The organism is Noviherbaspirillum sp. FW303-A3 (assembly GCF_058788695.1).
The window spans coordinates 4,224,244-4,249,556 of sequence record NZ_JBYTAZ010000001.1; the positions used below are offsets into that span (position 1 = coordinate 4,224,244).

General features: G+C 61.8%; 20 protein-coding genes. 12 read left to right on the forward strand and 8 right to left on the reverse strand.

The annotated features are described in order from the left end of the window. Positions 1–232 precede the first annotated feature (232 nt). The 4 genes from glnA (at position 233) to ntrC (ending at position 5,125) form a co-directional block, all read left to right on the forward strand. Positions 233–1,648 (forward strand): type I glutamate--ammonia ligase, encoded by a 1,416-nt coding sequence (gene glnA / locus AC3WOY_RS20300; RefSeq protein WP_492427039.1) that lies wholly within the window; start codon positions 233–235, stop codon positions 1,646–1,648. Positions 1,649–1,822: 174 nt separating this feature from the next. Beyond that, positions 1,823–2,320 carry a DUF4124 domain-containing protein gene (locus AC3WOY_RS20305; RefSeq protein ID WP_492427041.1) on the forward strand — a complete coding sequence of 166 codons (498 nt, stop codon included), beginning with the start codon at positions 1,823–1,825 and terminating at the stop codon, positions 2,318–2,320. Between the two features lie 63 nt (positions 2,321–2,383). Further along, positions 2,384–3,457: a nitrogen regulation protein NR(II) gene (gene glnL, locus AC3WOY_RS20310; protein WP_492427043.1), complete on the forward strand. Its 1,074-nt coding sequence runs from the start codon at positions 2,384–2,386 to the stop codon at positions 3,455–3,457. A 90-nt stretch (positions 3,458–3,547) separates the two neighbouring features. Beyond that, the gene (ntrC, locus tag AC3WOY_RS20315) at positions 3,548–5,125 is read left to right on the forward strand and encodes a nitrogen regulation protein NR(I) (RefSeq protein ID WP_492427045.1); all 1,578 of its coding nucleotides are present in this window, start codon (positions 3,548–3,550) and stop codon (positions 5,123–5,125) included. A gap of 33 nt (positions 5,126–5,158) precedes the next feature. Here the strand turns inward: ntrC and AC3WOY_RS20320 are convergent, their stop codons facing one another. Further along, positions 5,159–5,890: a hypothetical protein gene (locus AC3WOY_RS20320; protein WP_492427047.1), complete on the reverse strand. Its 732-nt coding sequence runs from the start codon at positions 5,888–5,890 to the stop codon at positions 5,159–5,161. A 238-nt stretch (positions 5,891–6,128) separates the two neighbouring features. On the opposite strand from AC3WOY_RS20320, the gene cls reads away from it, so the two are divergent. Continuing rightward, positions 6,129–7,400, forward strand: a complete 1,272-nt coding sequence (cls, locus tag AC3WOY_RS20325) for a cardiolipin synthase (protein WP_492427049.1) — start codon at positions 6,129–6,131, stop codon at positions 7,398–7,400. A 5-nt stretch (positions 7,401–7,405) separates the two neighbouring features. Here the strand turns inward: cls and AC3WOY_RS20330 are convergent, their stop codons facing one another. Continuing rightward, on the reverse strand, positions 7,406–7,591 hold the full coding sequence (locus AC3WOY_RS20330) for a DUF1289 domain-containing protein (RefSeq protein WP_492427051.1): 186 nt from the start codon (positions 7,589–7,591) through the stop codon (positions 7,406–7,408). Between the two features lie 38 nt (positions 7,592–7,629). Here AC3WOY_RS20330 and AC3WOY_RS20335 point away from each other — a divergent pair, with 38 nt between their 5' ends. Further along, a complete protein-coding gene (locus tag AC3WOY_RS20335; RefSeq protein WP_492427053.1) occupies positions 7,630–8,271 on the forward strand; it encodes a glutathione S-transferase family protein in 642 nt (213 codons plus the stop codon). Here AC3WOY_RS20335 and prpR read toward each other — a convergent pair. After that, the gene (prpR, locus tag AC3WOY_RS20340; RefSeq protein ID WP_492427055.1) at positions 8,268–9,869 is read right to left on the reverse strand and encodes a propionate catabolism operon regulatory protein PrpR; all 1,602 of its coding nucleotides are present in this window, start codon (positions 9,867–9,869) and stop codon (positions 8,268–8,270) included. The genes AC3WOY_RS20335 and prpR overlap by 4 nt on opposite strands. A 213-nt stretch (positions 9,870–10,082) precedes the next feature. Between prpR and prpB the strand changes: the two genes are divergently transcribed. The 5 genes from prpB to AC3WOY_RS20365 all read left to right on the forward strand — a co-directional run bounded on the left by prpB (position 10,083) and on the right by AC3WOY_RS20365 (position 18,125). Then, positions 10,083–10,973, forward strand: coding sequence for a methylisocitrate lyase (prpB, locus tag AC3WOY_RS20345; protein ID WP_492427057.1), 891 nt, complete (start codon positions 10,083–10,085; stop codon positions 10,971–10,973). Between the two features lie 18 nt (positions 10,974–10,991). Next, complete coding sequence (prpC, locus tag AC3WOY_RS20350; protein ID WP_492427059.1) at positions 10,992–12,146, forward strand: bifunctional 2-methylcitrate synthase/citrate synthase; 1,155 nt, start codon at positions 10,992–10,994, stop codon at positions 12,144–12,146. A 64-nt stretch (positions 12,147–12,210) separates the two neighbouring features. Continuing rightward, a complete protein-coding gene (gene acnD / locus AC3WOY_RS20355) occupies positions 12,211–14,811 on the forward strand; it encodes a Fe/S-dependent 2-methylisocitrate dehydratase AcnD (RefSeq protein WP_492427061.1) in 2,601 nt (866 codons plus the stop codon). A gap of 63 nt (positions 14,812–14,874) precedes the next feature. After that, positions 14,875–16,062, forward strand: a complete 1,188-nt coding sequence (gene prpF, locus AC3WOY_RS20360; protein ID WP_492427063.1) for a 2-methylaconitate cis-trans isomerase PrpF — start codon at positions 14,875–14,877, stop codon at positions 16,060–16,062. A gap of 176 nt (positions 16,063–16,238) precedes the next feature. Next, on the forward strand, positions 16,239–18,125 hold the full coding sequence (locus AC3WOY_RS20365) for a propionate--CoA ligase (RefSeq protein ID WP_492427065.1): 1,887 nt from the start codon (positions 16,239–16,241) through the stop codon (positions 18,123–18,125). A gap of 138 nt (positions 18,126–18,263) precedes the next feature. Here the strand turns inward: AC3WOY_RS20365 and xth are convergent, their stop codons facing one another. The 4 genes from xth to aptA are packed head-to-tail and all read right to left on the reverse strand — an operon-like array spanning position 18,264 to position 22,714. Continuing rightward, positions 18,264–19,028: an exodeoxyribonuclease III gene (xth, locus tag AC3WOY_RS20370; protein ID WP_492427067.1), complete on the reverse strand. Its 765-nt coding sequence runs from the start codon at positions 19,026–19,028 to the stop codon at positions 18,264–18,266. 54 nt (positions 19,029–19,082) lie between these two features. Further along, positions 19,083–19,805 (reverse strand): phosphatase PAP2 family protein, encoded by a 723-nt coding sequence (locus AC3WOY_RS20375; RefSeq protein WP_492427069.1) that lies wholly within the window; start codon positions 19,803–19,805, stop codon positions 19,083–19,085. Positions 19,806–19,858: 53 nt separating this feature from the next. Next, a complete protein-coding gene (locus AC3WOY_RS20380; RefSeq protein ID WP_492427071.1) occupies positions 19,859–21,370 on the reverse strand; it encodes a CoA-acylating methylmalonate-semialdehyde dehydrogenase in 1,512 nt (503 codons plus the stop codon). A gap of 18 nt (positions 21,371–21,388) precedes the next feature. Then, entirely contained in the window at positions 21,389–22,714 is a 1,326-nt protein-coding gene (gene aptA, locus AC3WOY_RS20385) for an omega-aminotransferase AptA (protein WP_492427073.1), read from the reverse strand. Between the two features lie 96 nt (positions 22,715–22,810). Here aptA and AC3WOY_RS20390 point away from each other — a divergent pair, with 96 nt between their 5' ends. After that, positions 22,811–23,755, forward strand: a complete 945-nt coding sequence (locus tag AC3WOY_RS20390; protein WP_492427075.1) for a LysR family transcriptional regulator — start codon at positions 22,811–22,813, stop codon at positions 23,753–23,755. Positions 23,756–23,792: 37 nt separating this feature from the next. Here AC3WOY_RS20390 and AC3WOY_RS20395 read toward each other — a convergent pair whose 3' ends face one another. Continuing rightward, positions 23,793–25,307, reverse strand: coding sequence for a leucyl aminopeptidase (locus AC3WOY_RS20395; protein WP_492427077.1), 1,515 nt, complete (start codon positions 25,305–25,307; stop codon positions 23,793–23,795). Positions 25,308–25,313: the final 6 nt, after the last annotated feature.

The window sequence follows — 25,313 nt, forward strand, 5'->3', positions numbered from 1 at the left end:
GAGCGTCCCAGTTCTCGCGCCATCTGTATTTCAAAAGCGCACTATTTCCGCTAATTTGCACGCTTCATCGCGGTGCAAGCGAATTGTTTTTTCTCAAGATGGTGGCATGGAATCTGCTATCATTCCCGCCTGTGTTTCAAGTCGCACTTCGGCCTGTCGCAGGCGCATACAGTCGGCTCAAACCAACTCTAGTTATCCGAACCACATCCGCTCATACACTTAGGAGATTCGCATGGCAATGACGGCCGCAGACGTCTTGAAGATGGCGAAAGAAAACGAAGTCAAATTCGTTGATTTTCGCTTTGCTGACACCCGAGGCAAGGAACAGCACGTGACCGTGCCGGTTTCGCAGTTCGGCATGGACAAGTTCGAGTCCGGCCATGCATTCGACGGCTCCTCGATCGCCGGCTGGAAGGGCATTGAAGCCTCCGACATGCTGCTGATGCCCGATCCGAACACGGCCAACATCGACCCGTTCATGGAAGAGACCACGCTGTTCATGCAGTGCGACGTGATCGAACCGGCCGACGGCAAGGGCTACGACCGCGATCCGCGCTCCATCGCCAAGCGCGCTGAAGCCTACCTGAAGTCCTCCGGCCTGGGCGACACCGCCTACTTCGGCCCGGAACCCGAATTCTTCATCTTCGACAACGTTCGCTGGAAGATCGACATGTCCGGCTGCTTCGTCAAGATCGGCTCGGAAGAAGCATCCTGGTCCACCGGCAAGGAACTCGAAGGCGGCAACACCGGCCATCGCCCGACCGTCAAGGGCGGCTATTTCCCGGTTCCCCCGGTCGACAGCTTCCAGGACATGCGCTCCGAAATGTCCCTGATCCTCGAAGCGATGGGCATCCCGGTTGAAGTGCACCACCACGAAGTGGCTGGCGCCGGCCAGAACGAACTCGGCACCAAGTTCTCCACCCTGGTGGAGCGCGCCGACTGGACCCAGAACCTGAAGTACGTGATCTGGAACGTCGCCCACACCTACGGCAAGACCGCAACCTTCATGCCGAAGCCGCTGGTCGGCGACAACGGTTCGGGCATGCACGTTCACCAGTCCGTCTGGAAGGATGGCCAGAACCTGTTCGCAGGCGACGGCTATGCCGGCCTGTCCGAGTTCGCGCTGTACTACATCGGCGGTATCATCAAGCACGCGCGCGCACTGAACGCGATCACCAACCCGGGCACCAACTCTTACAAGCGTCTGGTTCCGGGCTTCGAAGCACCGGTCAAGCTGGCTTACTCGGCAAAGAACCGTTCTGCATCGATCCGTATTCCGTACGTTGCAAATCCGAAGGGCCGTCGCGTCGAAGCACGCTTCCCGGACCCGCTGGCCAACCCGTACCTGTGCTTCTCCGCCCTGCTGATGGCAGGCCTGGACGGCGTGCAGAACAAGATCCATCCGGGCGAGGCAGCATCGAAGGACCTGTACCACCTGCCGCCGGAAGAAGACGCACTGATCCCGACCGTGTGCTCCTCGCTGGAACAGGCGCTCGAGTACCTGGACAAGGATCGCGAGTTCCTGACCCGTGGCGGCGTGTTCAGCGACACCATGATCGACGCTTACATCGAGCTGAAGATGCAGGAAGTCCAGCGCTTCCGCATGACGACGCACCCGATCGAGTTCGACATGTACTACTCGCTGTAATCAGCATTCCGCCGCAAGGCGACGCTGCACAAGAGACGGGGAAAACTTCGGTTTTCCCCGTTTTTTTTGCCTGCGGAAACTGTTGCGGGGATTCACGATCCAAGCGGGAGTGTTTGTAAAGCATTGATTCTTATCCTAAACTAGTAAGCGCCCGCATAGTTTCTTGAAAGAAAGATGATTAATCAACAATTGACCGGATTGCTATTGCTGCTGGCGGCGGCTGGTGCCGCGCATGCGCAAAGCGAGGTCTACCTGTGCGTTGATGAGCATGGGAAGAGGGAATACAAGAACACCGGCACCACGAAAGGGTGCAAGAAAGTCGATCTGCCGGGCATCACCATGATTCCGGCGCCGCCGAAAAAGGCGGCGACGCAGACCGCGGCGGCCACCAAGCCTGCCGCCAGCACTCCCCAGGATTTTCCGAAGGTTGATAACGGCACCCAGAAGACACGCGACAACGATCGCAAGCAGATCCTGCTCGACGAGATGAAGGCGGAAGAGCAGAAGCTTGCGAACCTGAAGAAGGATTACAACAACGGCGAGCCCGAGCGCCGCGGCGACGAGCGCAACTACGCGAAGTACCAGGAGCGGGTTGCCGGCATGAAGGAAGACATCGACCGCACGGAAAAGAACATCGAAGCCCTGAAGCGCGAGATAGGTAACATAAAATAGGGTGGGTATGACGCTTGCATGGACAGGGCCGCGTGATGCGGCCCTTTTGATTTCTGGAATAACGTGAAAACATCGCCTACTTCATTCGACGGCCTCGACCTCCTGTCATCGGCAGTCGTCATCCTCGATGCATCGAGCCGCATTACCTATGCCAATGCCGCTGCGGAGAACCTGCTCGAAAGCTCGTTCAAGGTTCTGTCGCACCAGAAGTTCAACGCCCTTTTCCTCAACGGCGACCATCTCAACCAGATATTCCTTGAAGCCGTCCAGCACCGCTTTGCGGACAAGCGGCTCGACCTGTCGCTTGAACGCGCCAACCGCGAGCCGCTTCACGTCCATGTGATCGTCACCGCGCTGGACAATCCGGATACGCCGGTACTGATCGAGTTGAGGGAGAACGTCCAGCAGCTCAAGCAGGACCGCGAGGAGCGCATGCTCGACCAGAGCCAGGCCAACAAGGAACTGATCCGCAATCTCGCGCATGAGATCAAGAACCCGCTCGGCGGCATCCGCGGCGCGGCGCAGCTGCTGGAACTCGAGCTGCCGGAGCGCCACCTGAAGGAATTGCGCGAGTACACGCAGGTCATCATCAAGGAAGCGGACCGCCTGCAGACCTTGGTGGACCGCCTGCTTGCGCCGCACCGCCGGCCGCACATCGTCGGCGACGTCAACATCCACGAGGTGTGCGAGCGCGTGCGCAGCCTGATCGTGGCCGAATTCCCGACCGGCCTCGCCATCAAGCGCGATTACGATCTTTCGGTTCCCGAATTCCGAGGCGACAAGGAGCAACTGATCCAGGCGGTCCTCAACATCGCGCACAACGCGGCGCAGGCATTGTCCGACCAGATCAAGGCGGGCGACGCGGTCATCACATTCCAGACACGCGTGGCGCGGCAGGTCACGCTCGCGAAGGTGCGTTACAGGCTGGCATTAGACTTGCATATCATCGACAATGGACCGGGCATCCCGCCCGACATCCGCGATCGCATTTTCTATCCGCTGGTATCGGGAAAGGATGGCGGCAGCGGACTCGGGCTCACGCTTGCGCAAACGTTCGTGCAACAGCACATGGGAGTGATCGAATGCGAGAGCCGGCCGGGATGCACCGACTTCAGAATATTGATACCGCTGCCTTGACTGCATGGATATTGGAGACACAACAGTTTCAAACGTCAATGCAAAGGCCGGCTTTTACACAATGCCACACGTGCGGGATGCTGAAAAAATATGAAGCCAATCTGGATTGTTGACGACGACGAATCGATTCGCTGGGTACTCGAAAAAGCACTAGCCCGCGAGAACCTGGCCACCAAGAGTTTTTCCAATGCGCGCGAAGTCATGGATGCGCTCCAGACCAGCGTGCCGCAGGTTCTCGTGTCCGACATCCGCATGCCTGGCGAATCGGGGCTGGAACTTCTGCAGACCGTCAAGACCAAGTACCCCGGCCTGCCGGTCATCGTGATCACCGCATTCTCCGACCTGGACTCGGCGGTCGCCGCGTTCCAGGGTGGTGCATTCGAATATCTCGCCAAGCCATTCGATGTCGACAAGGCGGTCGAGCTGATCCGCCGCGCACTGGAGGAGAGCCTGCGCGAGTCGAGCGTCGAGGCAACTGCCGCAGATACACCGGAAATCCTGGGGCAGGCGCCGGCGATGCAGGATGTGTTCCGCGCCATCGGACGCCTGTCGCAATCGAATGTCACCGTGCTCATCACCGGCGAGTCCGGCACCGGCAAGGAGCTCGTCGCGCGCGCGCTGCACAAGCACAGCCCGCGTGCCGCCCAGCCTTACATCGCACTGAATACCGCCGCCATCCCGAAGGACCTGCTCGAATCCGAACTGTTCGGCCACGAGCGCGGCGCCTTCACCGGCGCGCAGGCAATGCGGCGCGGTCGCTTCGAGCAGGCAGAAAACGGTACGCTCTTCCTCGATGAAATCGGCGACATGCCCTTCGACCTGCAGACGCGCCTGTTGCGCGTGCTGTCCGACGGACATTTCTATCGTGTGGGCGGACACCAGCCGCTCAAGGCGAATGTGCGCGTGATCGCCGCCACGCACCAGAACCTGGAACAGCGCGTGAAGGAAGGCCTGTTCCGTGAAGACTTGTATCACCGCCTCAACGTGATCCGCTTGCGCCTGCCCAGCTTGCGCGAGCGGCGCGAGGATATCCCGCTGCTGACGCGCCACTTCCTTGCGCAGAGCGCCAAGCAGCTCGGCGTGGAAGCCAAGCGCATGTCCGATGCCGCCATGCAGTTCCTGTCCAGCCTCGACCTGCCCGGCAATGTGCGGCAGCTGGAAAACCTGTGCAACTGGATCACGGTCATGGCGCCTGGGCAGACTGTGGAGATTAAAGACCTCCCGGCCGATCTCACGCATGGGCAGGAGTTCGTGCCGCCTGCGGTGACTTCCTCCATGCCTGCGGTGCAGCCGCCACAACTCCAGCCGCAGGGATTTGCGCCGCTAACAGAGCCGTCCGCCGCGGTGCCTTCCAACGGCAACGGCATGTTTGCTCCATCCTTGCTCTCATCCATGCCGACGGTTGCCGGCGCGCCTGTCCCGAACGGTGCAGCGGAGAAGACCAGTTGGATTGCCCTGCTCGAGAGTGAGGCGGCGCAGATGCTGGCTGCCGGCCAGCCGGAAGTGATGGATGCACTGGGACGGCAGTTCGAATCCGCACTTATCAAGACTGCGCTCAAGCATACGCATGGGCGCAAGAACGACGCTGCGGTGCGCCTCGGCATCGGGCGCAATACCATCACCCGGAAGATCCACGAACTCGGGATAGACGGAGCCAAGGACGAGTGAACAAGGGGCCGGCAATGACCGGCCCCTTTTCATTCATGCCTGCCGGACTCGCTTCACCAGCACTGACACGATCATCACCGCCGCCATCGTGGCAAGCAGGTGCTTGAGGGTATGTCCGCTGAGAACGCCGGAGATCGCCATCACTTCGTGGTCATGCAATTCTGCCGCCTTGGCCAGGATGTAGAGCAGGATAGCGATGGCGAAAGCCAGTCGCTCGGAACGTGGCGCATTGCCTGCCCACTGCCATAGCGGGATCAGCACCAAGGGTAGCACCTGCAGCAGCAGGTAAGGGCGCAGATCGCCGCTATGGAACCACCACATCACGCTGGCGATCGCTGCGGCTGCGAGTATCCCTGCATTGCGCGCTTCACGGGCGCTTCCTGTGTTCTCGGCATGGACTGCGGCGAGCAGGCCCGCACAAGCGAGTGCAATCGGAATCCGGTCCCACACGAGACGCGCGTCGTCCGGGGACAGGTGATAGAAGAACGAACCCGCCGCCGTCATGACCAGGGCCGCCAGGAACAACAGGTAGCCGGGCCTGCGTGCCAATGCAGGGCTGCGCCGGATGCACAGCCATCCCCACCATCCTGCCGCGGCGAATCCAATGTTCGACAGCACGTCTGCGGCGTTGGGAAGGCCGAATACCGAACGGGCATCGGCGAACCGGTGATAGTCCGGCGGCTGGGGAATTGGCCCGTGCACAACCATCAGCAGGCCGATCAATGCGGCGACAAGTGCCGGCAAGTGGCGTATTGCGTTTTTCATTTGCACTCTCCCGTGTGGTTGCAGCCGCATGGTGAAGCACCGTCCGTCCTGAGGGAATCGCGATGCGGGAGGTCGCACGACGCGACATGCCCGGTATCGATATCCAATACCCCTTTCCGCACGGCACGCGCATGAAGTTTCACCAAGCGCAATGAGCCGTGCCAAGGGACGCCTATCATGTGCTTTCGATCAACTTTGCCTCGGGCAATGCTTCCTTTATCTCACGATCGTGACACCCATGTTCACTTTCCTGCATCTCGCCATTGCCGTCCTGGGAACGATTGTGCTGATGCTGATCGTGATCAATCTTGCCGAAGGCGAGAAGAAAATCGAACGCCGCCTGGAGAGCCTGTACGGTGTCCGTGATCCACAGTACCTCCGTTCAATGGGCGTGTTGCTGGGGCCTTCGATCGTCGAGGGCAACCGGATCGAATATCTTGAAAACGGCGACCGGATTTTTCCCGCCATGCTGTCGGCGATCCGGTCGGCCGCGTACTCGATCACCTTCGAAACCTTCATCTATTGGTCGGGAGATGTGGGGCGCGCATTTGCCGAGGCACTGGGCGAACGGGCGAAGGCCGGTGTCCGGGTGCATGTGCTCCTCGATTGGGTCGGCAGCGCGAAAATAGATGAGGAATTGCTCAAGCGGATGCGCGACGGCGGTGTCGAGGTCGAGCGTTACCATGAGCCGGCCTGGTATAACTGGGCGCGCATGAACAACCGTACCCACCGCAAGGTGCTGGTGGTGGATGGCATCGTGGGTTTCACGGGCGGCGTCGGCATCGCCGACCAGTGGAGTGGCGATGCGCAGGACCAGTGGCACTGGCGTGATTCGCACTTCCGCGTGGAAGGGCCGGTTGTGGCGGAGTTCCAGGCGGTGTTCCTCGATAACTGGATGAAGTCGACCGGACGCGTGCTGCATGGCGACACCTACTTTCCGAAGATCGACAAGGCGGGCAGCATGCCGGCGCAAATGTTCAGCAGTTCGCCTACCGGCGGCAGCGAGAGCATGCACCTGATGTACCTGTTGTCCATCGTGTCCGCGGAACAGTCCATCCTGCTGTCGAGCTCGTATTTCGTGCCCGACAAACTGGCGATCAATGCGCTGGTCGCCGCTGCGCGCCGTGGCGTGCGCATCCGCATCATCACGCCGGGCAAGCATATCGACACGCAAGTGGTGCGGCGGGCATCGCGCGCGCGGTGGGGCGCGCTGCTGGAGGCGGGCATCGAGATCCACGAATACCAGCCGACCATGTTTCACTGCAAGGTGATGATCGTCGACGGCCTTTTGGTCTCGACCGGATCGACCAATTTCGACAATCGTTCATTCCGCCTGAATGATGAGGCGAACCTGAATGTGTATGACGAGGCCTTCGCTGCGCGGATGACGGCCGTGTTTGAAAAGGACTTGCAGCGCGCGCGCCGGGTGTGGCTGGAAGAGTGGGAAAACAGGCCGTTTGCGGAGAAGGTGATTGAGCATTCCTCATCCCTGCTCGGCAAGCAACTGTAAGCGCTTCAGGTGTTCCTGCGCGGGTAGCCTTCCGCGGTGATGCGCTCCCAGATGCGCTCCTTTTCTTCCGCCGTCATGAAGACCCAGTGCGCAACTTCTTCGACGGTACGGCCGCAGCCGCGGCAGACATCATCGAAGGTGGTTGAACAGACGGCAACACAAGGCGTGTCGGGACGGGAGGAATTTTGCATAATGGAGGCCTTCAAACCGACATTTTAGGTCAAATCCCATGGTCAAGCTCTACTACTATCCCGGCAATGCAAACCTGGCGCCGCACATGTTGCTGGAAGAGCTGGGCGTACCGTATGAACTGGTCCTGGTCGACAGGACGAAGGATGCGCACCACAGCGCCGAGTACCTGAAACTGAATCCGAACGGCCGCATTCCGACGCTGGTCGATGGTGAGCTTGTCCTGTTTGAAACGGCGGCAATCTGCCTGCATCTCGTCGACCGGCATCCCGAAGCCGGCTATGCGCCCGCTGTCGGTACGAACGAGCGCGCCCACTTCTACAAGTGGCTTGTGTATCTGACCAATACCCTGCAGGCGGAACTGATCACTTATTTCTATCCGGAGCGCCTGGTGGATGACGAGGCGGCGGCGGTGCAGGTCAAGGCGCATGCGGAAGCGCGCGTTGGTGGCATGCTGGACCTGCTGGACAAGACGCTTGCGGAAAGCGGCGGGCCCTTCCTGCTCGGCAAGCGCATTACGGCCGTCGATCCCTACCTGTTCATGCTGTCGCGCTGGACGCGCATGATGGACAACCCGGCGCGCAACAGGCCGCATTTGGGCGCCTACCTGAAGATGATGGTCGAGCGGCCGGCAATCAGGCACGCATTGGAGCAGGAAGGGCTGGGCGATCCGCTGTTCTAGGCCTGATTGAGCTTTCGCCACAGGGTGGTGCGGCTGATCCCGAGATATTTGGCAGCCGCTTCGCGATTCCCATTGAAGCGATCCAGCACCTGCTGGATGGATTCGGACTGCGGGGCGGGGAGGCGTTTCGCGGGTGTATCCGCCTTTGCCGCATGTGCCAATTCGGGGGCGACAGAAAGCACGAAGCTGGGCGACAGCGCCTGCAGCGGCTCGGCCGCAAGGAAGAGCGCGAGGCGTTCCATCAGGTTGCGCAGCTCGCGCACATTGCCGGGCCATGCATAGCTGCCCAGCATGGGTGCACAGGCAAGAATCTCCGCATGCAGGTTCGCATGCGGCCGGACGCCGAGCGAGGCGAGCGCATTCTTGAGACCCCACTCGGCCAGCGCGACCAGGTCATCAGTGCGCTCGCGCAGCGGCGGCAGGGTGAGACGCAGCACGCCAAGGCGGTAGAAGAGGTCGGCGCGAAAGCGGCCATCCCTCACGCGCTGGTCGAGGTCGCAATGCGTCGCGCTGATGATGCGCACATTGACCGGGACGGGACGCGTGCCGCCCACGCGCACCACCTCGCGTTCTTCCAGCACGCGCAGCAGGCGGGTCTGCAACTGCAACGGCATCTCGCCGATTTCATCGAGGAACAGCGTTCCACGATTCGCGGCTTCGAACAAGCCTGCATGTCCTCCGCGCCGCGAACCGGTGAATGCGCCTTCTTCGTACCCGAACAATTCCGACTCCAGCAGCGATTCCGCCACCGCGCCGCAATTGATCGCGACGAAGGGTTGGCGCGCGCGCTGGCTTTCCCGGTGGATAGCCTGCGCGGCCAGTTCCTTGCCGGTGCCCGTTTCCCCCTGGATGAGGACTGTCGCCGGGGACTTGGCAAACAGCTCGATGGAATGGCGCACGGACTGCATGGCAGGGGATTCGCCGCGCAGGTCGTTCAGGCCGTGCTTCGCGCGCAGCGTGTCGGCAACCGGCTGCGTGCGTCCCCGTCCGGATTCCAGTTGCGTAAAGCGTGCGATTTCCAGCGCATCCTCGAATGCCTGCCGGATCGATGCGGCGGAGTAGACGAACACCCCTGCCAGGCCGGCTTCCTCCGCCAGGTCGGTGATCAGGCCGGCGCCGACGATTGCCTTGATGCCGGCTGATTTCAGCTCGTTGATCTGCGCGCGTGCGTCTTCCTCGGTGACATAGGTGCGCTGGGGAATCTCCAGGTCGAAAGTCGCCAGGAACTCCGCCAGCTCCGGCATCGGCGTCTGGTAGGTGATGAGTCCGATATGCGGTGTGATCTTGCGGGCGCGGGCAAGTGCCTGCATGACGTCGAAGCCGCTCGCCTTGGCGATGACCACCGGCAACGAAAGCCGGCCCTTCAGATAGGCGGCGTTGGAGCCCGCAGAAATGACGGCATCGCAGCGCTCGGTCTCCAGGCGCTCCCGGATGTGGCGCACCGCATCTTCGAAACCGAGGTGGATCGGTTCGATTGTTGCGCGGTCGTCGAATTCGAGCGTGATATCCCGGAAGAGGTCGGACAGGCGCGAGATCGACACCGTCCAGATGATGGGCTTTTCCGGCAGGTCAGCGGCGGGGCGGGCAGGGAGTCTCATGTTTCATGAACGTTTCAACGTTTCAATTGTAACGCAATTTGAAACGATGGAGTGGAATTGATACAAGGCAGGTTTGGAAGCAAATGATTGAAATAAAAGGGATTTTTATCGTTTTTCTGTGCGGTCTCAAGCCTGCTTACCGTGTGGCACACCGATTGCAATAACGCCACCAGCTTCAATCGTTGCAACAGTTACCCACAACAAGGTGAAGACATGAGTCTCTATTCCGCAGGTGCCGCCTTCCGCAAGGCGGTCAAAGAAGAATCCCCGCTGCAGGTCGTGGGCGCAATCAACGCCAATCATGCGCTGCTGGCAAAGCGCGCGGGTTACCGTGCGATCTACCTGTCCGGCGGCGGTGTTGCCGCAGGTTCCCTCGGTTTGCCGGACCTCGGCATTTCCAACCTCGACGATGTGCTGACCGACGTGCGCCGCATCACCGACGTGTGCGACCTGCCGTTGCTGGTCGACGTCGACACCGGTTTCGGTTCCTCCGCATTCAACGTTGCACGTACCGTCAAGTCGATGGTCAAGTTCGGCGCGGCAGCGATCCACATCGAAGACCAGGTCGGCGCCAAGCGTTGCGGCCATCGTCCGAACAAGGAAATCGTCAGCAAGCAGGAAATGGTCGACCGCATCAAGGCCGCCGTGGATGCGCGCACGGACGAGAACTTCGTGATCATGGCGCGCACCGACGCGCTGGCCGTGGAAGGCCTGGAAGCGGCCCTCGACCGCGCGCAAGCGTGCGTGGAAGCCGGCGCAGACATGGTGTTCCCGGAAGCGATCACCCAGCTCGACATGTACAAGATTTTCGCCGACACGCTGAAGGTGCCGGTGCTGGCCAACATCACCGAGTTCGGCGCGACCCCGCTGTACACCGTCGAAGAACTCAAGAGCGTCAACGTCGGCCTCGTGCTGTACCCGCTGTCCGCCTTCCGCGCGATGAACAAGGCCGCGGAAAACGTCTACGCCGCGATCCGCCGCGACGGCACGCAGAAGAACGTCGTCGACACCATGCAGACCCGCATGGAACTGTACGAGCGCATCAACTACCACGAATTCGAACAGAAGCTCGACGCCCTGTTCGCACAACAAAAAGCCAAGTAATTTTTCCCGGAGATACTGATGAGTGACCAACAAGCTGCAGGCTTCAAGCCCAAGAAATCCGTTGCCCTGTCCGGCGTGACCGCAGGCAATACCGCACTGTGCACGGTCGGCCGTACCGGCAACGACCTCCACTATCGCGGCTACGACATCCTGGACGTCGCCGATACCTGCGAATTCGAGGAAATCGCCCACCTGCTGGTGCATGGCAAGCTGCCCACCGTCTCCGAACTGAAGGCTTACAAGGCCAAGCTGAAGGGCCTGCGCGGCCTGCCGGCACAGGTGAAGGCTGTGCTGGAAGCGCTGCCGGCTGCTTCGCATCCGATGGATGTGATGCGTTCCGGCGTCTCCGCGCTCGGCTGCGTGCTGCCGGAGAAGGATGACCACAACACCCCGGGCGCACGCGACATCGCCGACAAGCTGATGGCATCGCTCGGCTCCATGCTGCTCTACTGGTACCACTTCAGCCACAACGGCAAGCGCATCGAAGTCGAGACCGACGACGACTCCATCGGCGGCCACTTCCTGCACCTGCTGCACGGCCAGAAGCCGTCCGACCTCTGGGTCAAGGCAATGCACACCTCGCTGATCCTGTACGCAGAGCACGAGTTCAACGCATCGACCTTCACCGGCCGCGTCATCGCCGGCACGGGCTCCGACATGTACTCCGCCATTACCGGCGCGATCGGCGCGCTGCGCGGTCCGAAGCACGGCGGTGCGAACGAAGTCGCGTTCGAAATCCAGAAGCGTTACGACAACCCGGATGAGGCGGAAGCCGATATCCGCCGCCGCGTCGAGAACAAGGAAGTCGTGATCGGCTTCGGCCACCCGGTGTACACCGTCTCCGACCCGCGCAACAAGGTCATCAAGGAAGTCGCGCGCACGCTGTCCGACGATGCCGGCTCGATGAAGATGTTCGACATCGCCGAGCGCCTCGAGACCGTCATGTGGGAAATCAAGAAGATGTTCCCCAACCTCGACTGGTTCTCCGCCGTGTCGTATCACATGATGGGCGTGCCGACCGCGATGTTCACGCCGCTGTTCGTGATCGCGCGTACCTCCGGCTGGTCCGCGCACATCATCGAGCAGCGCATCGACAACAAGATCATCCGTCCGAGCGCGAACTACGTCGGTCCGGAAGATCTGAAGTTCGTTCCGATCAAGGACCGCAAGTAAAAGGGCAAGCCGGCCGTCTTACGATGGCCGGCTTTATTTCCTTCACTCACTGATTTCCTATCTCATGAATACCGCATACCGCAAACCCCTTCCGGGCACCAATCTGGACTACTTCGATGCGCGCGCTGCGGTCGAGGCCATCCAGCCGGGCGCCTGGGAAAAGCTGCCCTATACCTCGCGCGTGCATGCAGAAAACCTCGTGCGCCGCTGCGAGCCCTCCATCCTCACCGAATGCCTGAAGCAGATCATCGAGGTCAAGCGCGAGCGCGACTTCCCGTGGTTCCCCGCGCGCGTCGTCTGCCACGACATCCTCGGCCAGACCGCGCTGGTCGACCTCGCCGGCCTGCGTGACGCGATCGCCGACCAGGGCGGCGACCCGGCCAAGGTCAATCCTGTCGTGCCGGTGCAGCTGATCGTTGACCACTCGCTCGCCGTCGAGTGTGGCGGTTTCGATCCGCAAGCCTTCGAGAAGAACCGCGCGATCGAGGATCGCCGAAATGAAGACCGCTTCCACTTCATCGAGTGGACCAAGGACGCATTCAAGAACGTGGACGTGATCCCCGCGGGCAACGGCATCATGCACCAGATCAACCTGGAGAAGATGTCGCCGGTCATTCATGCCAAGGATGGCGTCGCCTTCCCGGATACCTGCGTGGGCACCGACAGCCACACGCCGCATGTCGATGCGCTGGGCGTGATCGCCATCGGCGTCGGCGGACTCGAAGCCGAGAACGTCATGCTCGGCCGTGCCTCCTGGATGCGCCTGCCGGAAATCGTCGGCGTGGAACTCACCGGCAAGCGCCAGCCGGGCATCACCGCGACCGACATCGTGCTCGCGCTTACCGAATTCCTGCGCAAGTCGAAAGTGGTCGGCTCCTACCTCGAATTTTACGGCGAAGGCGCTTCCTCGCTGACGCTGGGCGACCGTGCGACCATCTCCAACATGGCACCTGAATACGGCGCTACGGCAGCCATGTTCTCCATCGACCAGCAGACGCTGGATTACCTCACGCTGACCGGCCGTACCCCGGAGCAGGTCAAACTGGTCGAGACCTATGCGAAGGAAGCCGGACTCTGGTCCGACACGTTGAAGAACGCGGTCTACGAGCGCGTGCTGAAGTTTGACCTGTCCTCCGTTGTCCGCAACATGGCAGGCCCGTCGAATCCGCACGCACGCGTCGCGACAACCGACCTCGCAGCCAAGGGCATCGCCGGCAAGTGGGAAGAAGTCCCGGGCCAGATGCCGGACGGCGCCGTGATCATCGCTGCGATCACGAGCTGCACCAACACCTCCAATCCGCGCAACGTGATTGCAGCCGCACTGCTGGCGCGCAACGCGAACCGCCTCGGCCTCACCCGCAAGCCTTGGGTGAAAACTTCGCTGGCGCCCGGCTCCAAGGCCGTGGAACTGTATCTCGAAGAAGCAGGCCTGAAGCAGGACCTGGAAAAGCTCGGCTTCGGTATCGTCGCCTTCGCCTGCACGACCTGCAACGGCATGTCCGGTGCGCTCGATCCGAAGATCCAGCAGGAGATCATCGATCGCGATCTGTACGCAACGGCGGTGCTCTCCGGCAACCGCAACTTCGACGGCCGCATCCACCCGTACGCGAAGCAAGCGTTCCTGGCCTCGCCGCCGCTGGTCGTCGCCTATGCGATTGCCGGCACGGTGCGTTTCGACATCGAGCGCGACACCTTCGGCAACGATGCCAACGGCAAGCCGATTACGCTCAAGGACCTCTGGCCGTCCGATGAAGAGATCGACGCCATCGTCAAGGCAGCGGTGAAGCCGGAAATGTTCAACAAGGTCTACATCCCGATGTTCGATCAGAGGACTGCGGTCGCCGCTTCGGTCAGCCCGCTGTACGACTGGCGTCCGCAGACCACCTACATCCGCCGTCCGCCGTACTGGGAAGGCGCGCTGGCAGGCGAGCGTACGTTGAAGGGCATGCGTCCGCTGGCGGTCCTCGGTGACAACATCACCACCGACCACCTGTCGCCGTCCAATGCGATCCTGCCGGACAGCGCCGCAGGCGAGTACCTCGCGAAGATGGGGTTGCCGGAAGAAGACTTCAACTCCTACGCCACGCATCGCGGCGATCACCTCACCGCACAGCGCGCGACCTTCGCCAATCCGACACTGCTGAACGAGATGGTCACGGTGGACGGCAAGGTCAAGAAGGGTTCGCTGGCGCGCATCGAGCCGGAAGGCAAGATCACGCGCATGTGGGAAGCCATCGAGACCTACATGGAACGCAAGCAGCCGCTGATCATCATCGCCGGCGCCGACTACGGCCAGGGCTCGTCGCGCGACTGGGCGGCCAAGGGCGTGCGTCTCGCCGGTGTGGAAGCGATCGTGGCCGAAGGCTTCGAGCGCATCCACCGCACCAACCTGATCGGCATGGGTGTGCTGCCGCTGGAGTTCAAGCCGGGTACCAGCCGCCTGACGCTGAAACTCGACGGTACGGAAACCTACGACGTGATCGGCGAGCGCAAGCCGCGTACCGACCTGACCCTCGTCATTGCCCGCAAGAACGGTGAGCGTGTGGAAGTGCCGGTGACCTGCCGCCTCGATACGGCGGAAGAAGTGTCGATCTACGACGCGGGCGGGGTGCTGCAGCGGTTTGCTCAGGACTTCCTTGCTTCGTCGGAGTCGAAGGCGGCGTAATCATTCTTGTACGTTCCCTCCCCCTCGAAGGGGGAGGGGTATCCTCTCACCAGGACAATACACATGCCCCACGTACCCCAAATCAAAATCCCCGCCGCCTACATGCGCGGCGGTACCAGCAAAGGCGTGTTCTTCCGCCTGCAGGATTTGCCCGAGCGTTGCCAGGTGCCGGGCACAGCGCGCGACAGACTGTTCATGCGCGTGATCGGCAGTCCCGATCCGTATTCGGCGCACATCGACGGCATGGGCGGCGCGACGTCTTCCACCTCCAAATGCGTGATTCTCTCGAAGAGCAGCGTGCCCGATCATGACGTGGACTATCTCTACGGCCAGATTTCCATCGACAAGGCCTTCGTGGACTGGAGCGGAAACTGCGGCAATCTCTCCACCGCCGCAGGCGCGTTCGCGATTCACGCCGGTCTCGTCGATCCTTCGCGCATTCCCGAGAACGGCACCTGTGTCGTCCGCATCTGGCAGGCCAATATCAAGAAAACCATCATCGCCCATGTGCCGGTCACCCATGGCCAGGTACAGGAAACCGGTGATTTCGAACTGGACGGCGTCACCTTCCCGGCCGCGGAAATCGTGCTGGAGTTCATGGATCCGTCGGACGACGCGGAAGAGGGCGGCTCGATGTTCCCCACCGGTAATCTGGTGGACGATCTCGAGGTGCCCGGTATCGGCACGCTCAAGGCCACCATGATCAGCGCCGGCATCCCGACGGTGTTCGTGAATGCGGAAGAGATCGGCTACACCGGAACCGAGCTGCGCGAACAGATCAACACGGATGCCGCCGCATTGGCGAAGTTCGAGAAAATCCGCGTGGCCGGAGCCTTGCGCATGGGGCTCATCAAGACCCCGGAAGAAGCCGCAACCCGCCAGCACACGCCGAAGATCGCGTTCGTCGCGAAGCCGAAGGACTACGTTTCCTCCAGCGGCAAGACGGTTGCCGCTGGCGACGTCGACCTGCTGGTGCGCGCGCTGTCCATGGGCAAGCTGCACCACGCCATGATGGGGACGGCGGCAGTTGCCATCGGTACGGCGGCAGCCGTTCCCGGCACGCTGGTGAACATCGCCGCCGGCGGTGGCGAGCGCAACGCCGTTCGCTTCGGCCATCCCTCCGGCACCCTGCGTGTCGGGGCGGAAGCCACCAAGGTCGACGGTGAGTGGAGCGTTACCAAAGCCATCATGAGCCGCAGCGCACGCGTGCTGATGGAAGGCTGGGTTCGCGTACCCGGCGACGCATTCTAAGAGGCAATTGCCATGATGAGAAAAGCGCAGAGACACTCTTGTCGATGCGCTTTTTTTATGCAGTTTCCGCTGCAACGTAAGTGCAGAGTAAGTCGTTCTGCGCATACTGAAACACGATAAAAATCATTCCACGTGCACGTCGTCATCGCACGCATCCAATCTGATTCGGGGGCATCATGAACTTCGCAGACTTCTACAAGAACTCCATCGAAAATCCCCAGGCCTTCTGGGACAACGAAGCCAGACTCATCGACTGGAAAGAGCCCTACAAGCAGGTGCTCGACTACAGCAAGCCGCCTTTCACGAAGTGGTTCGTCGGTGGCAAGACCAACCTCTGCCACAACGCGGTAGACCGCTGGGCCGAGAAGCAGGGCGACAAGCCGGCGCTGATCGCCATCTCCACCGAGACGAATACCGAAAAGGTGTACAGCTTCAAGGAGCTGCAGTCGGAAGTGATGCGCACGGCGGCGATGATGCAATCGCTTGGCGTGGGCAAGGGCGACCGCGTGCTGATCTACATGCCGATGATTGCGGAAGCGGCGTTTGCGATGCTTGCCTGTGCGCGTATCGGTGCGGTGCACTCCGTGGTGTTCGGCGGCTTTGCCTCCAACAGCCTTGCGACCCGCATCGACGACGCGAAGCCGAAGCTGATCGTCTCGGCGGATGCAGGCTCGCGCGGCGGCAAGTCCGTGCCTTACAAGCCGCTGCTGGACGAGGCAATCAACCTCGCCGAGCACAAGCCGGCCCATGTGCTGCTCGTCAACCGCGGCCTGGTGCCGATGGATCTTGTTGCCGGCCGCGACGTCGATTATTCGACCTTGCGCGAACAGAACCTCAAGGCCGAGGTGCCCGTCGAATGGCTCGAGTCGAACGAGATGTCCTACATCCTCTACACCTCGGGCACGACCGGCAAGCCGAAGGGCGTGCAGCGCGATGTGGGCGGTTATGCGGTTGCGCTCGCGGCATCGATGAAGCACATCTTCTGTGGCAATCCGGGCGAGACCTATTTCTCGACGTCGGACATCGGCTGGGTGGTCGGCCACTCCTACATCGTCTACGGCCCGCTGATCGCCGGCATGGCAACCATCATGTACGAAGGCTTGCCGATCCGTCCGGATGCGGGTATCTGGTGGAGCATCGTCGAGAAGTACAAGGTCACGCGCATGTTCTCCGCGCCGACCGCCGTGCGCGTGCTGAAGAAGCAGCCGCCGGAGTTCATGAAGAAGTACGACCTGTCATCGCTGAAGGCGCTCTACCTCGCGGGCGAACCGCTGGACGAGCCGACCTCGCAATGGATCTCCTCCGAACTCGGCGTGCCCATCATCGACAACTACTGGCAGACCGAAACCGGCTGGCCGATCATGTCGGTGGCACGCGGTGTTGAAAATACATCGACACGCCTCGGCAGTCCGGGTGTGCCGATGTACGGCTACAACGTCAAGCTGCTCAATGAATCAACGGGCGAGGTGTGCGGCGCGAACGAGAAGGGCGTGGTCGTGATCGACGGCCCGCTGCCCCCGGGCTGCATGCAGACCGTGTTCGGCGACGACGAGCGCTTCGTGAAGACTTACTGGTCGAACTTCAAACAGCAGGTGTACTCCACCTTCGACTGGGGCATCCGCGATGCCGACGGCTACTACTTCATCCTCGGCCGTACCGATGACGTGATCAACGTCGCCGGCCACCGCCTCGGCACGCGCGAGATCGAGGAAAGCATTTCCAGCCATCCGAACGTGTCGGAAGTGGCGGTAGTAGGTGTCGAGGACAAGCTGAAGGGGCAGGTCGCGGTGGCATTCGCGATCCTGAAGAATGCAGAGCACGCATCGACGCCTGAAGGACGCAAGGCGCTGGAGGCAGAAGTGATGGCGGTGGTGGACAAGCAACTGGGTGCGGTTGCTCGTCCGGCGCGGGTGCACTTCGTCAGCCTGTTGCCCAAGACGCGCTCCGGAAAATTGCTTCGCCGCTCGATCCAGGCCCTCTGTGAAGGCCGTGATCCGGGTGACCTGACGACCATCGAGGATCCGGCGTCGCTGCAGCAGATCAAGTCGGCGTTGACGGTTTGAACTTGACTCCCCTCTCCCGCAGGCGGGAGAGGGGGCGGGGGTGAGGGAGGCCGCACGAACTCATATGGCCTTGGCAATCCCCCTCATCCCCAACCCTTCTCCCGCCTGCGGGAGAAGGGGGCAGCTTGCTTTCAAGCCTTACTCAAGCGTCGCCACCACCGGCGTATGATCCGACGGCTGCTCCCACTTCCTCGGCACCTTGTCGATCACGCATTCCTTGCAGCGTGATGCCAGCGCAGGCGACAGCAGGACGTGGTCGATGCGCAAGCCCATGTTGCGGCGGAAGGCCATCATCCGGTAATCCCACCAGCTGTACAACTTCTCCGGTTGTTCAAAGAGCCTGAACGCGTCCTTGAATCCAAGGTCGAGCAGCCGCCTGAACTCCGCACGCTCCGCATCCGATACCAGCACCTGGCCTTCCCAGGCTTTCGGGTCATGCACGTCGCGGTCTTCCGGCGCGATGTTGTAGTCGCCCAGCAGCGCGAGGTTCTCGTGCGCCTTCATTTCATCGGCCAGCCAGTCGTGCAGCGCGTCGAGCCACCGCAGCTTGTACTGGTACTTGTCCGATCCGACCGCCTGGCCGTTCGGGATGTAGGCGCAGACGACGCGCATGCCTTCAATCGTGGCGGCAATGATGCGCTGCTGCTCATCCTCGAAACGCGGATTGTTCCTGACGACTTCGCTCATCGGGTGCCTGGAGAGGATCGCCACGCCGTTGTAGGTCTTCTGGCCGGTGAATACGACCTGGTAGCCGGTCGCTTCGATGTCGGCCACCGGAAACTTGTCGTCGGTCAGCTTGGTTTCCTGCAGGCAGAGGATATCGACCGGACTGTCGGACAGCCATTGCAGGACTTGCGGCAGGCGGACTTTCAGGGAGTTGACGTTCCAGGTGGCGAGCTTCATGTGTCGGCGTGTGATCGATATGCGGAGACGGGCATCATACCGCAACCGGGTTTTCTAGCTCGTCGCCGCTTCCACCTTGCCGCGGGATTGCAGCCATAACATGACAAGCCAGCAGAGGAGGGCCCAGCTTGCACCGACGGCCCACCCGGCGAGGACGTCGGTCGGCCAGTGGACACCGAGATAGACACGGCTGATGCCCACGACCAGGGTCAGCAGGCAGGCGGCGGCGAGCAGGTAAATCTTCACCCTGACCTCGGCTTCGGTTCGCGCCATGAGCGCACCCAGCGTCAGGTACACCACCGCGGACAGCATTGCGTGGCCGCTGGGAAAGCTTTGGGAGTAGACCATGGTCGCATGGGGTACAAGATCGGGTCGCGGGCGGTCGAATCCCCATTTCAGCAGGCTGCTGAGTGCAATGCCGCCGAGGACGGCGATGGTCACCGTCCACGCGGCGCGGCGTTTCGATGTCAGGAACAGGAAACCGACGGCCAGCGCGGTGAAGGTCGTGAGTACCGCGACGCCGCCCAGCGCCGTGAAGTCGCGCATGATGCCTTCCATCCAATCGGGTCCAAGCGGGTCGGCGGGATTGGCGCGGTCGCGAAAGGCGAGCAGGATGAAGGTGTCGAACGCGACAGTATCTCCCTCGCTGACGTCGTCCGCGATTTCAACGAAGGCGAATAGGGAAATTGCCGAAATGAACGCAGCAACAACGGTACTTTTTTCAGCGGGACTGACCCGCCTCAGCAGGGCAGCCAGGCTTTCCAGGAGTGGTCCCATTTTTCCCTCGCGCATGTTTGTTTACTTGATCGCGCGAGGGAAAAACAGTTTCATCAGCGGCTGGACGGGAAGCTGAACATGGCGCGCCCCGGATCATTGGATGCGGGCCAACGCTGGGTGATGGTCTTGCGCCGTGTGTAGAAACGCACCGCGTCCGGGCCGTACGCATGCAGGTCGCCGAACAGCGAACGCTTCCAGCCGCCGAAGGAGTGGTAGGCGACCGGCACCGGCAGCGGCACGTTGACGCCTACCATGCCGACCAGGATGTTGTCGCAGAAGTGACGCGCCGCTTCGCCGTCGCGGGTAAAGATGCAGGTGCCGTTGCCGTACTCGTGTGCGTTGATCAGGGACATTGCCTCTTCCAGTGAAGCAACGCGGACGACGCCGAGCACCGGGCCGAAAATTTCTTCCTGGTAGATGCGCATGCCGGGCTTCACGTGGTCGAACAGGCAGGGGCCGAGGAAATAACCCTTGCTGCGTTCGCCGTTCGCATCGCGCACTTCCAGCGCGCGCCCGTCGACCAGCAGGGTGGCGCCTTCGGCCACGCCGGTATCGACGTAGCCCTTGACCTTCTCGAAGTGCTCGCGGGTGACGAGCGGGCCCATGTCGTTGCCTGCGTCGGTGCCCGGACCGACCTTCATCTTCGCGATTTCGGCTTTCAGTCCGGCGATGACGGCTTCCGCCGTGGCATCACCGATGGCGACCACCAGCGGCACCGCCATGCAGCGTTCGCCGCAGGAGCCGAATGCGGCGCCCATCAGCGCGTTGACGGCATTGCCGATGTCGGCGTCGGGCATGACGACGGCGTGGTTCTTCGCGCCGCCCAGCGCCTGCACGCGTTTGCCGTGCGCGGTGCCGGTCGCGTACACGTATTGTGCGATCGGCGTGGAGCCGACGAAGCTGATTGCCTGCACGCGCGGATCGGTGAGCAGCGTGTCCACCGCTTCCTTGTCGCCGTTGACCACGTTCAGTACGCCCGGCGGAAGGCCGGCTTCCAGCGCCAGCTCGGCAATCAATACGGCGGCGGAAGGATCGCGTTCGGAAGGTTTCAGCACGAAGGTGTTGCCGCAGGCGACGGCCATCGGCCACATCCACAGCGGAACCATTGCGGGGAAGTTGAACGGCGTGATGCCGGCGGTCACGCCCAGCGGCTGGAATTCGCTCCACGAGTCGATCGCGGGGCCAACGTTCTTGCTGTGTTCGCCCTTGAGCAGTTCGGGCGCGTAGCTCGCGTACTCGACGTTTTCGATGCCGCGCTGCAGTTCTCCCATGGCATCGCTGAGGACCTTGCCATGTTCCGCCGTGATCATGGCGCAGATCTTGTCCGCGTTTTCCTCCAACAATTGCTTCAGGCGGCTCATGACGCGCGCGCGTTTCAGCGGCGGCGTGTTGCGCCAGGCGGGGTAGGCTTTTTCCGCCGAGGCGATTGCCTCTTCGACCGTCGCCTTGTCGGCGAGGCGAACCTTCTTCTCGGAAATGCCGGTGGCAGGATTGAAGACGAGGGCAGTGCGCTCGCCGCGCGAAACGTGCTCACCGTGAATGTAGTGGCCGATGATGTTGCTCATGAATGATCCTTGTTCCTGTCAGGCGGTTTCGTTGATGGCTTCACCGAGGGCGTTGATGAGGGCGTCGATTTCCTCGCAGGTGGCGATGAAAGGCGGTGCAAGCTGGATGGTGTCGCCGCCGTAGCGGACGTAGAAGCCCTTCTTCCAGCACTTCATCGCGATTTCATACGGGCGCTTGGCCGGCTCGCCCGGTGCGGCGGCAATCGTCAGTCCTGCGGCGAGGCCGAAATTGCGGATGTCGACCACGTGCTTGCTGCCCTTGAGGCTGTGCACGGCATTCTCGAAATGCGGGGCCAGCTCGCGCACGCGCTGGATCATGTTTTCCTTCACCAGGATGTCGAGCGCCGCCAAGCCCACGGCGCAGGCGACCGGATGGGCGGAGTAGGTATAGCCGTGCGGGAATTCCAGCATGTATTCCGGGCCGCCGGTCTGCATGAAGGTGTCGTAGATTTCCTTCTTTGCGATCACGGCGCCCAGCGGCTGCGCGCCGTTGGTGACCTGCTTGGCGACGTTCATGATGTCCGGCGTGACGTCGAAGGCTTCCGCGCCCGTCATCGCGCCGCTGCGGCCGAAGCCGGTGATCACCTCGTCGAAAATCAGGAGGATGTTGTTCTGCGTACAGATCTCGCGCAGGCGCTTCAGGTAACCCTTGGGCGGAATGATGACGCCGGCGGAGCCGGAGAACGGTTCGACGATGACGGCGGCGATGTTGGAGGCGTCATGCAGGGCGATGAGGTTGAGCAGCTGATCAGCCAGTTCCGCGCCTTGCTCCGGCATGCCGCGCGAGAAGGCATTCTGCGGCAGCATGGTGTGCGGCAGGTGGTCGGCTTCGACGGCTTGCCCGAAGGTCTTGCGGTTGCCCACGATGCCGCCGACCGAAATGCCGCCGAAGTTGACGCCGTGATAGCCCTTTTCGCGGCCGATCAGGCGCGTCTTGCTCGCCTGCCCCTTGGCACGCCAGTAGGCGCGGGCCATCTTCAGGGAGGTGTCGGCGGATTCGGAACCGGAGCCGGTGAAGAACACATAGTCGAGTCCGGCCGGCACGAGTTCCTTGATCCGGTTGGCCAGCTCGAAGGAGAGGGCGTGGCCGTGCTGGAACGCCGGCGCGTAGTCGAGGGTGTCGAGCTGCTTGCGCGCGGCTTCCGTGATTTCCTTGCGGCCATGGCCGAGTCCGCTGCACCAGAGGCCGGAGAGGCCGTCGAAAATCTTCCGACCGTCGCTGTCCGTGTAATATGCCCCCGACGCGCTCGCGATCATGCGCGGCGACGCCTTGAAATTGCGGTTGCCGGTAAAGGGCATCCAGTGCGCTTCCAGCCACTCTGCATTGAAGTTTGTTTGGATCATGTCTGCTCCAGTCCATCCTGTTGGTTCAAGCGTCCTATTCTGAACCCGCGTGTTACTATCATAAATACTCAAATATCAATGTTTACTTGAAGATTTATGCAAGTGAAAAAACGCGCCATCCTCGGCCAGCTCAGCGATACCGACATGCGCCTGCTGCGGGTGTTCAAGAGCGTGGTCGATTGCGGCGGCATGGCGGCGGCCGAGCTGGAACTGAATATCGGCATTTCAACCATCAGCAAGCATGTGAAGGACCTGGAAACCCGTCTCGGGCTGACCCTGTGCCACCGCGGGCGCAGCGGTTTTTCCACGACCGCGGAGGGCGACCGGATCTACCAGGAAACACAGCGCCTGCTGGCGGCGACGGATGCATTCATCCGCAGCGTGGACGACATCCACAGCCGCCTGGGCGGACAGCTCAATGTGGCGATCTTCGACAAGACGGCGAGCAATCCGGCGGCGCGGATCGGGGATGCCATCGCGCTGTTCACCAGGCAGGCGCCGGACGTGTCCCTGAACATGCATGTCGCGCCGATGAATACCATCGAGCGCGGCGTCATCGACGGACAGTTCCAGGTCGGGATCATTCCCGTGCACCGGAATTCGGCCAGCCTGCAGTACAACGAACTGTTCGGCGAAACCATGCTGCTTTACTGCGGCAGCAAGCACCCGCTGTTCAAGGTGCGCACCGAACAACTCACCTGGAAGAGCCTGAACAGCTACCGCTTTGCAGGACTCGGCTACCACTCTCCCAATATGGAAATCAGCCAGCGCGTCCGGCTGGCGCGCAAGGCGACCGGCTTCGACCAGGAATCGATTGCGACACTGATCCTGTCCGGCGACTTCCTCGGCTTCCTGCCGGATCATTATGCGAAGAGCTTCGAGGCCGACGGGCTGATGTGGGCGGTCAAGCCCTCACTGTTCCGGTATGAATGCAGCTTCGTCAGCACGATCAGGCAGTCGCCGGCACCGCAGCGGGTGACGCAGGTGTTCCATGATTGCCTGTTGCAGGCGCATGGGAAGTGCAGGGAGCAGGTGATATAAAGAAGCGCGGGCACGTGTGCTGTGCCCGCGAAATCGATCAGGCTTTCTTGCCGTTCGCCCTGTTGATCAGGAAGGTGGTCAGCAGCGGAACCGGACGGCCGGTCGCACCCTTCGCAGCGCCGCTCTTCCATGCCGTGCCGGCGATGTCGAGGTGTGCCCAGGTGTACTTCTTGGTATACCGCTCCAGGAAGCAGGCTGCGGTGATGCTGCCGCCCGGCGGGCCGCCGATGTTGGCCATGTCGGCGAAGTTCGACTTCAGCTGTTCCTGATAGCTGTCCTCGATCGGCATGCGCCATGCGGTGTCGCCGGTAGCCTTGCCTGCCGCGAGCAGTTCTTCCGCCAGTGCATCATGCGCCTCGTCATGGCGCGTGAACAGGCCGGTATTGTGATGACCGAGGGCGGTGACGCAGGCACCGGTGAGGGTCGCGATGTCGACCACGACAGCCGGCTTGAACCGTTCGGCATAGGTGAGCGCGTCGCACAGGATCAGACGGCCTTCGGCATCGGTGTTCAGGATTTCGATGGTCTGGCCGGACATCGAGGTGACCACGTCGCCCGGCTTGGACGCGCGGCCCGAAGGCATGTTCTCGCAGGTCGGGATGACGCCGACGACGTTCAGCTTGAGCCCGAGTTCCCCGAGCGCGCGGAAGGTGCCGAGCACGGAGGCGGCGCCGCACATGTCGTACTTCATCTCGTCCATGCTGGCGCTGGGCTTGATCGAAATGCCACCGGTGTCGAAGGTGATGCCCTTGCCGACCAGAACGACCGGCGCATCCTTCGGCTTGCCGCCGTTGTGCTTGATCACGATGAACTTCGGCGGCTCGTCGCTGCCCTTGGTCACCGACAGGAAGCTGCCCATCTTCAGCGCTTCGATCTGCTTGCGGTCGAGGACTTCGATGCCGAACCTGAAGTCCTTCGCCAGTTTCTTTGCGACGCCGGCGAGGTAGGTCGGCGTGCAGATGTTGGAAGGCAGGTTGCCGAGGTCCTTGGTCAACGCGATGCCATTGGCCACGGCGGTTGCCTGTGCCACGGCGGTCTTGGCGGCGGCAGCCGCGTTCGCGGAGGTCAGGAAGGCGACCTTCTTCACGCCGCCTTTTTCCGGTTCCTTCTTGCTCTTGGTCGTGTCGAAACGGTAGTTCGCGTCGCGAATGGCGAGCACGGCGCCGTGGATGGCGCTGGACACGTCGCGGTTCTTGATTTCCTCAAAAGGGAGGGCAATGGCCCCTTCGTTTGCGCCCAGGTTGGCAAACGCGCGGGCGGCCGCCTGCGCCGCGGAGAGGAAATTCTTTTCGGATACGGATTCTTCGTTGCCGAGGCCGACCAGCAGCACGCGTTCGGCGGCCACACCGTCCAGTCCGCGCAGCAGCAGCGTGCTGCCCGCTTTTCCTGTGATGTCGCCGGATTTCAGCGCGGCGGTAATAGCACCCTTGCGGTCCAGTTCCTTCGCGGCTGCAGAGAGTTTCTTGTCTTCAAATACGCCGACCGCCAGGCAGCCGGTTTTTACTGCCGCGAGGCCGGTTTTAGCCTCGATAGGTTTTATGCTAAAGTCCATAAGTCA

Coding starts and splice junctions, on each gene's coding strand:
- glnA (WP_492427039.1), top strand. CDS start 233: ATGGCAATGACGGCCGCAGACGTCTTGAAGATGGCGAAAGAAAACGAA.
- AC3WOY_RS20305 (WP_492427041.1), top strand. CDS start 1,823: ATGATTAATCAACAATTGACCGGATTGCTATTGCTGCTGGCGGCGGCT.
- ntrC (WP_492427045.1), top strand. CDS start 3,548: ATGAAGCCAATCTGGATTGTTGACGACGACGAATCGATTCGCTGGGTA.
- AC3WOY_RS20320 (WP_492427047.1), bottom strand. CDS start 5,890: ATGAAAAACGCAATACGCCACTTGCCGGCACTTGTCGCCGCATTGATC.
- cls (WP_492427049.1), top strand. CDS start 6,129: ATGTTCACTTTCCTGCATCTCGCCATTGCCGTCCTGGGAACGATTGTG.
- AC3WOY_RS20330 (WP_492427051.1), bottom strand. CDS start 7,591: ATGCAAAATTCCTCCCGTCCCGACACGCCTTGTGTTGCCGTCTGTTCA.
- AC3WOY_RS20335 (WP_492427053.1), top strand. CDS start 7,630: ATGGTCAAGCTCTACTACTATCCCGGCAATGCAAACCTGGCGCCGCAC.
- prpR (WP_492427055.1), bottom strand. CDS start 9,869: ATGAGACTCCCTGCCCGCCCCGCCGCTGACCTGCCGGAAAAGCCCATC.
- prpB (WP_492427057.1), top strand. CDS start 10,083: ATGAGTCTCTATTCCGCAGGTGCCGCCTTCCGCAAGGCGGTCAAAGAA.
- prpC (WP_492427059.1), top strand. CDS start 10,992: ATGAGTGACCAACAAGCTGCAGGCTTCAAGCCCAAGAAATCCGTTGCC.
- acnD (WP_492427061.1), top strand. CDS start 12,211: ATGAATACCGCATACCGCAAACCCCTTCCGGGCACCAATCTGGACTAC.
- prpF (WP_492427063.1), top strand. CDS start 14,875: ATGCCCCACGTACCCCAAATCAAAATCCCCGCCGCCTACATGCGCGGC.
- AC3WOY_RS20365 (WP_492427065.1), top strand. CDS start 16,239: ATGAACTTCGCAGACTTCTACAAGAACTCCATCGAAAATCCCCAGGCC.
- xth (WP_492427067.1), bottom strand. CDS start 19,028: ATGAAGCTCGCCACCTGGAACGTCAACTCCCTGAAAGTCCGCCTGCCG.
- AC3WOY_RS20375 (WP_492427069.1), bottom strand. CDS start 19,805: ATGGGACCACTCCTGGAAAGCCTGGCTGCCCTGCTGAGGCGGGTCAGT.
- AC3WOY_RS20380 (WP_492427071.1), bottom strand. CDS start 21,370: ATGAGCAACATCATCGGCCACTACATTCACGGTGAGCACGTTTCGCGC.
- aptA (WP_492427073.1), bottom strand. CDS start 22,714: ATGATCCAAACAAACTTCAATGCAGAGTGGCTGGAAGCGCACTGGATG.
- AC3WOY_RS20390 (WP_492427075.1), top strand. CDS start 22,811: ATGCAAGTGAAAAAACGCGCCATCCTCGGCCAGCTCAGCGATACCGAC.
- AC3WOY_RS20395 (WP_492427077.1), bottom strand. CDS start 25,307: ATGGACTTTAGCATAAAACCTATCGAGGCTAAAACCGGCCTCGCGGCA.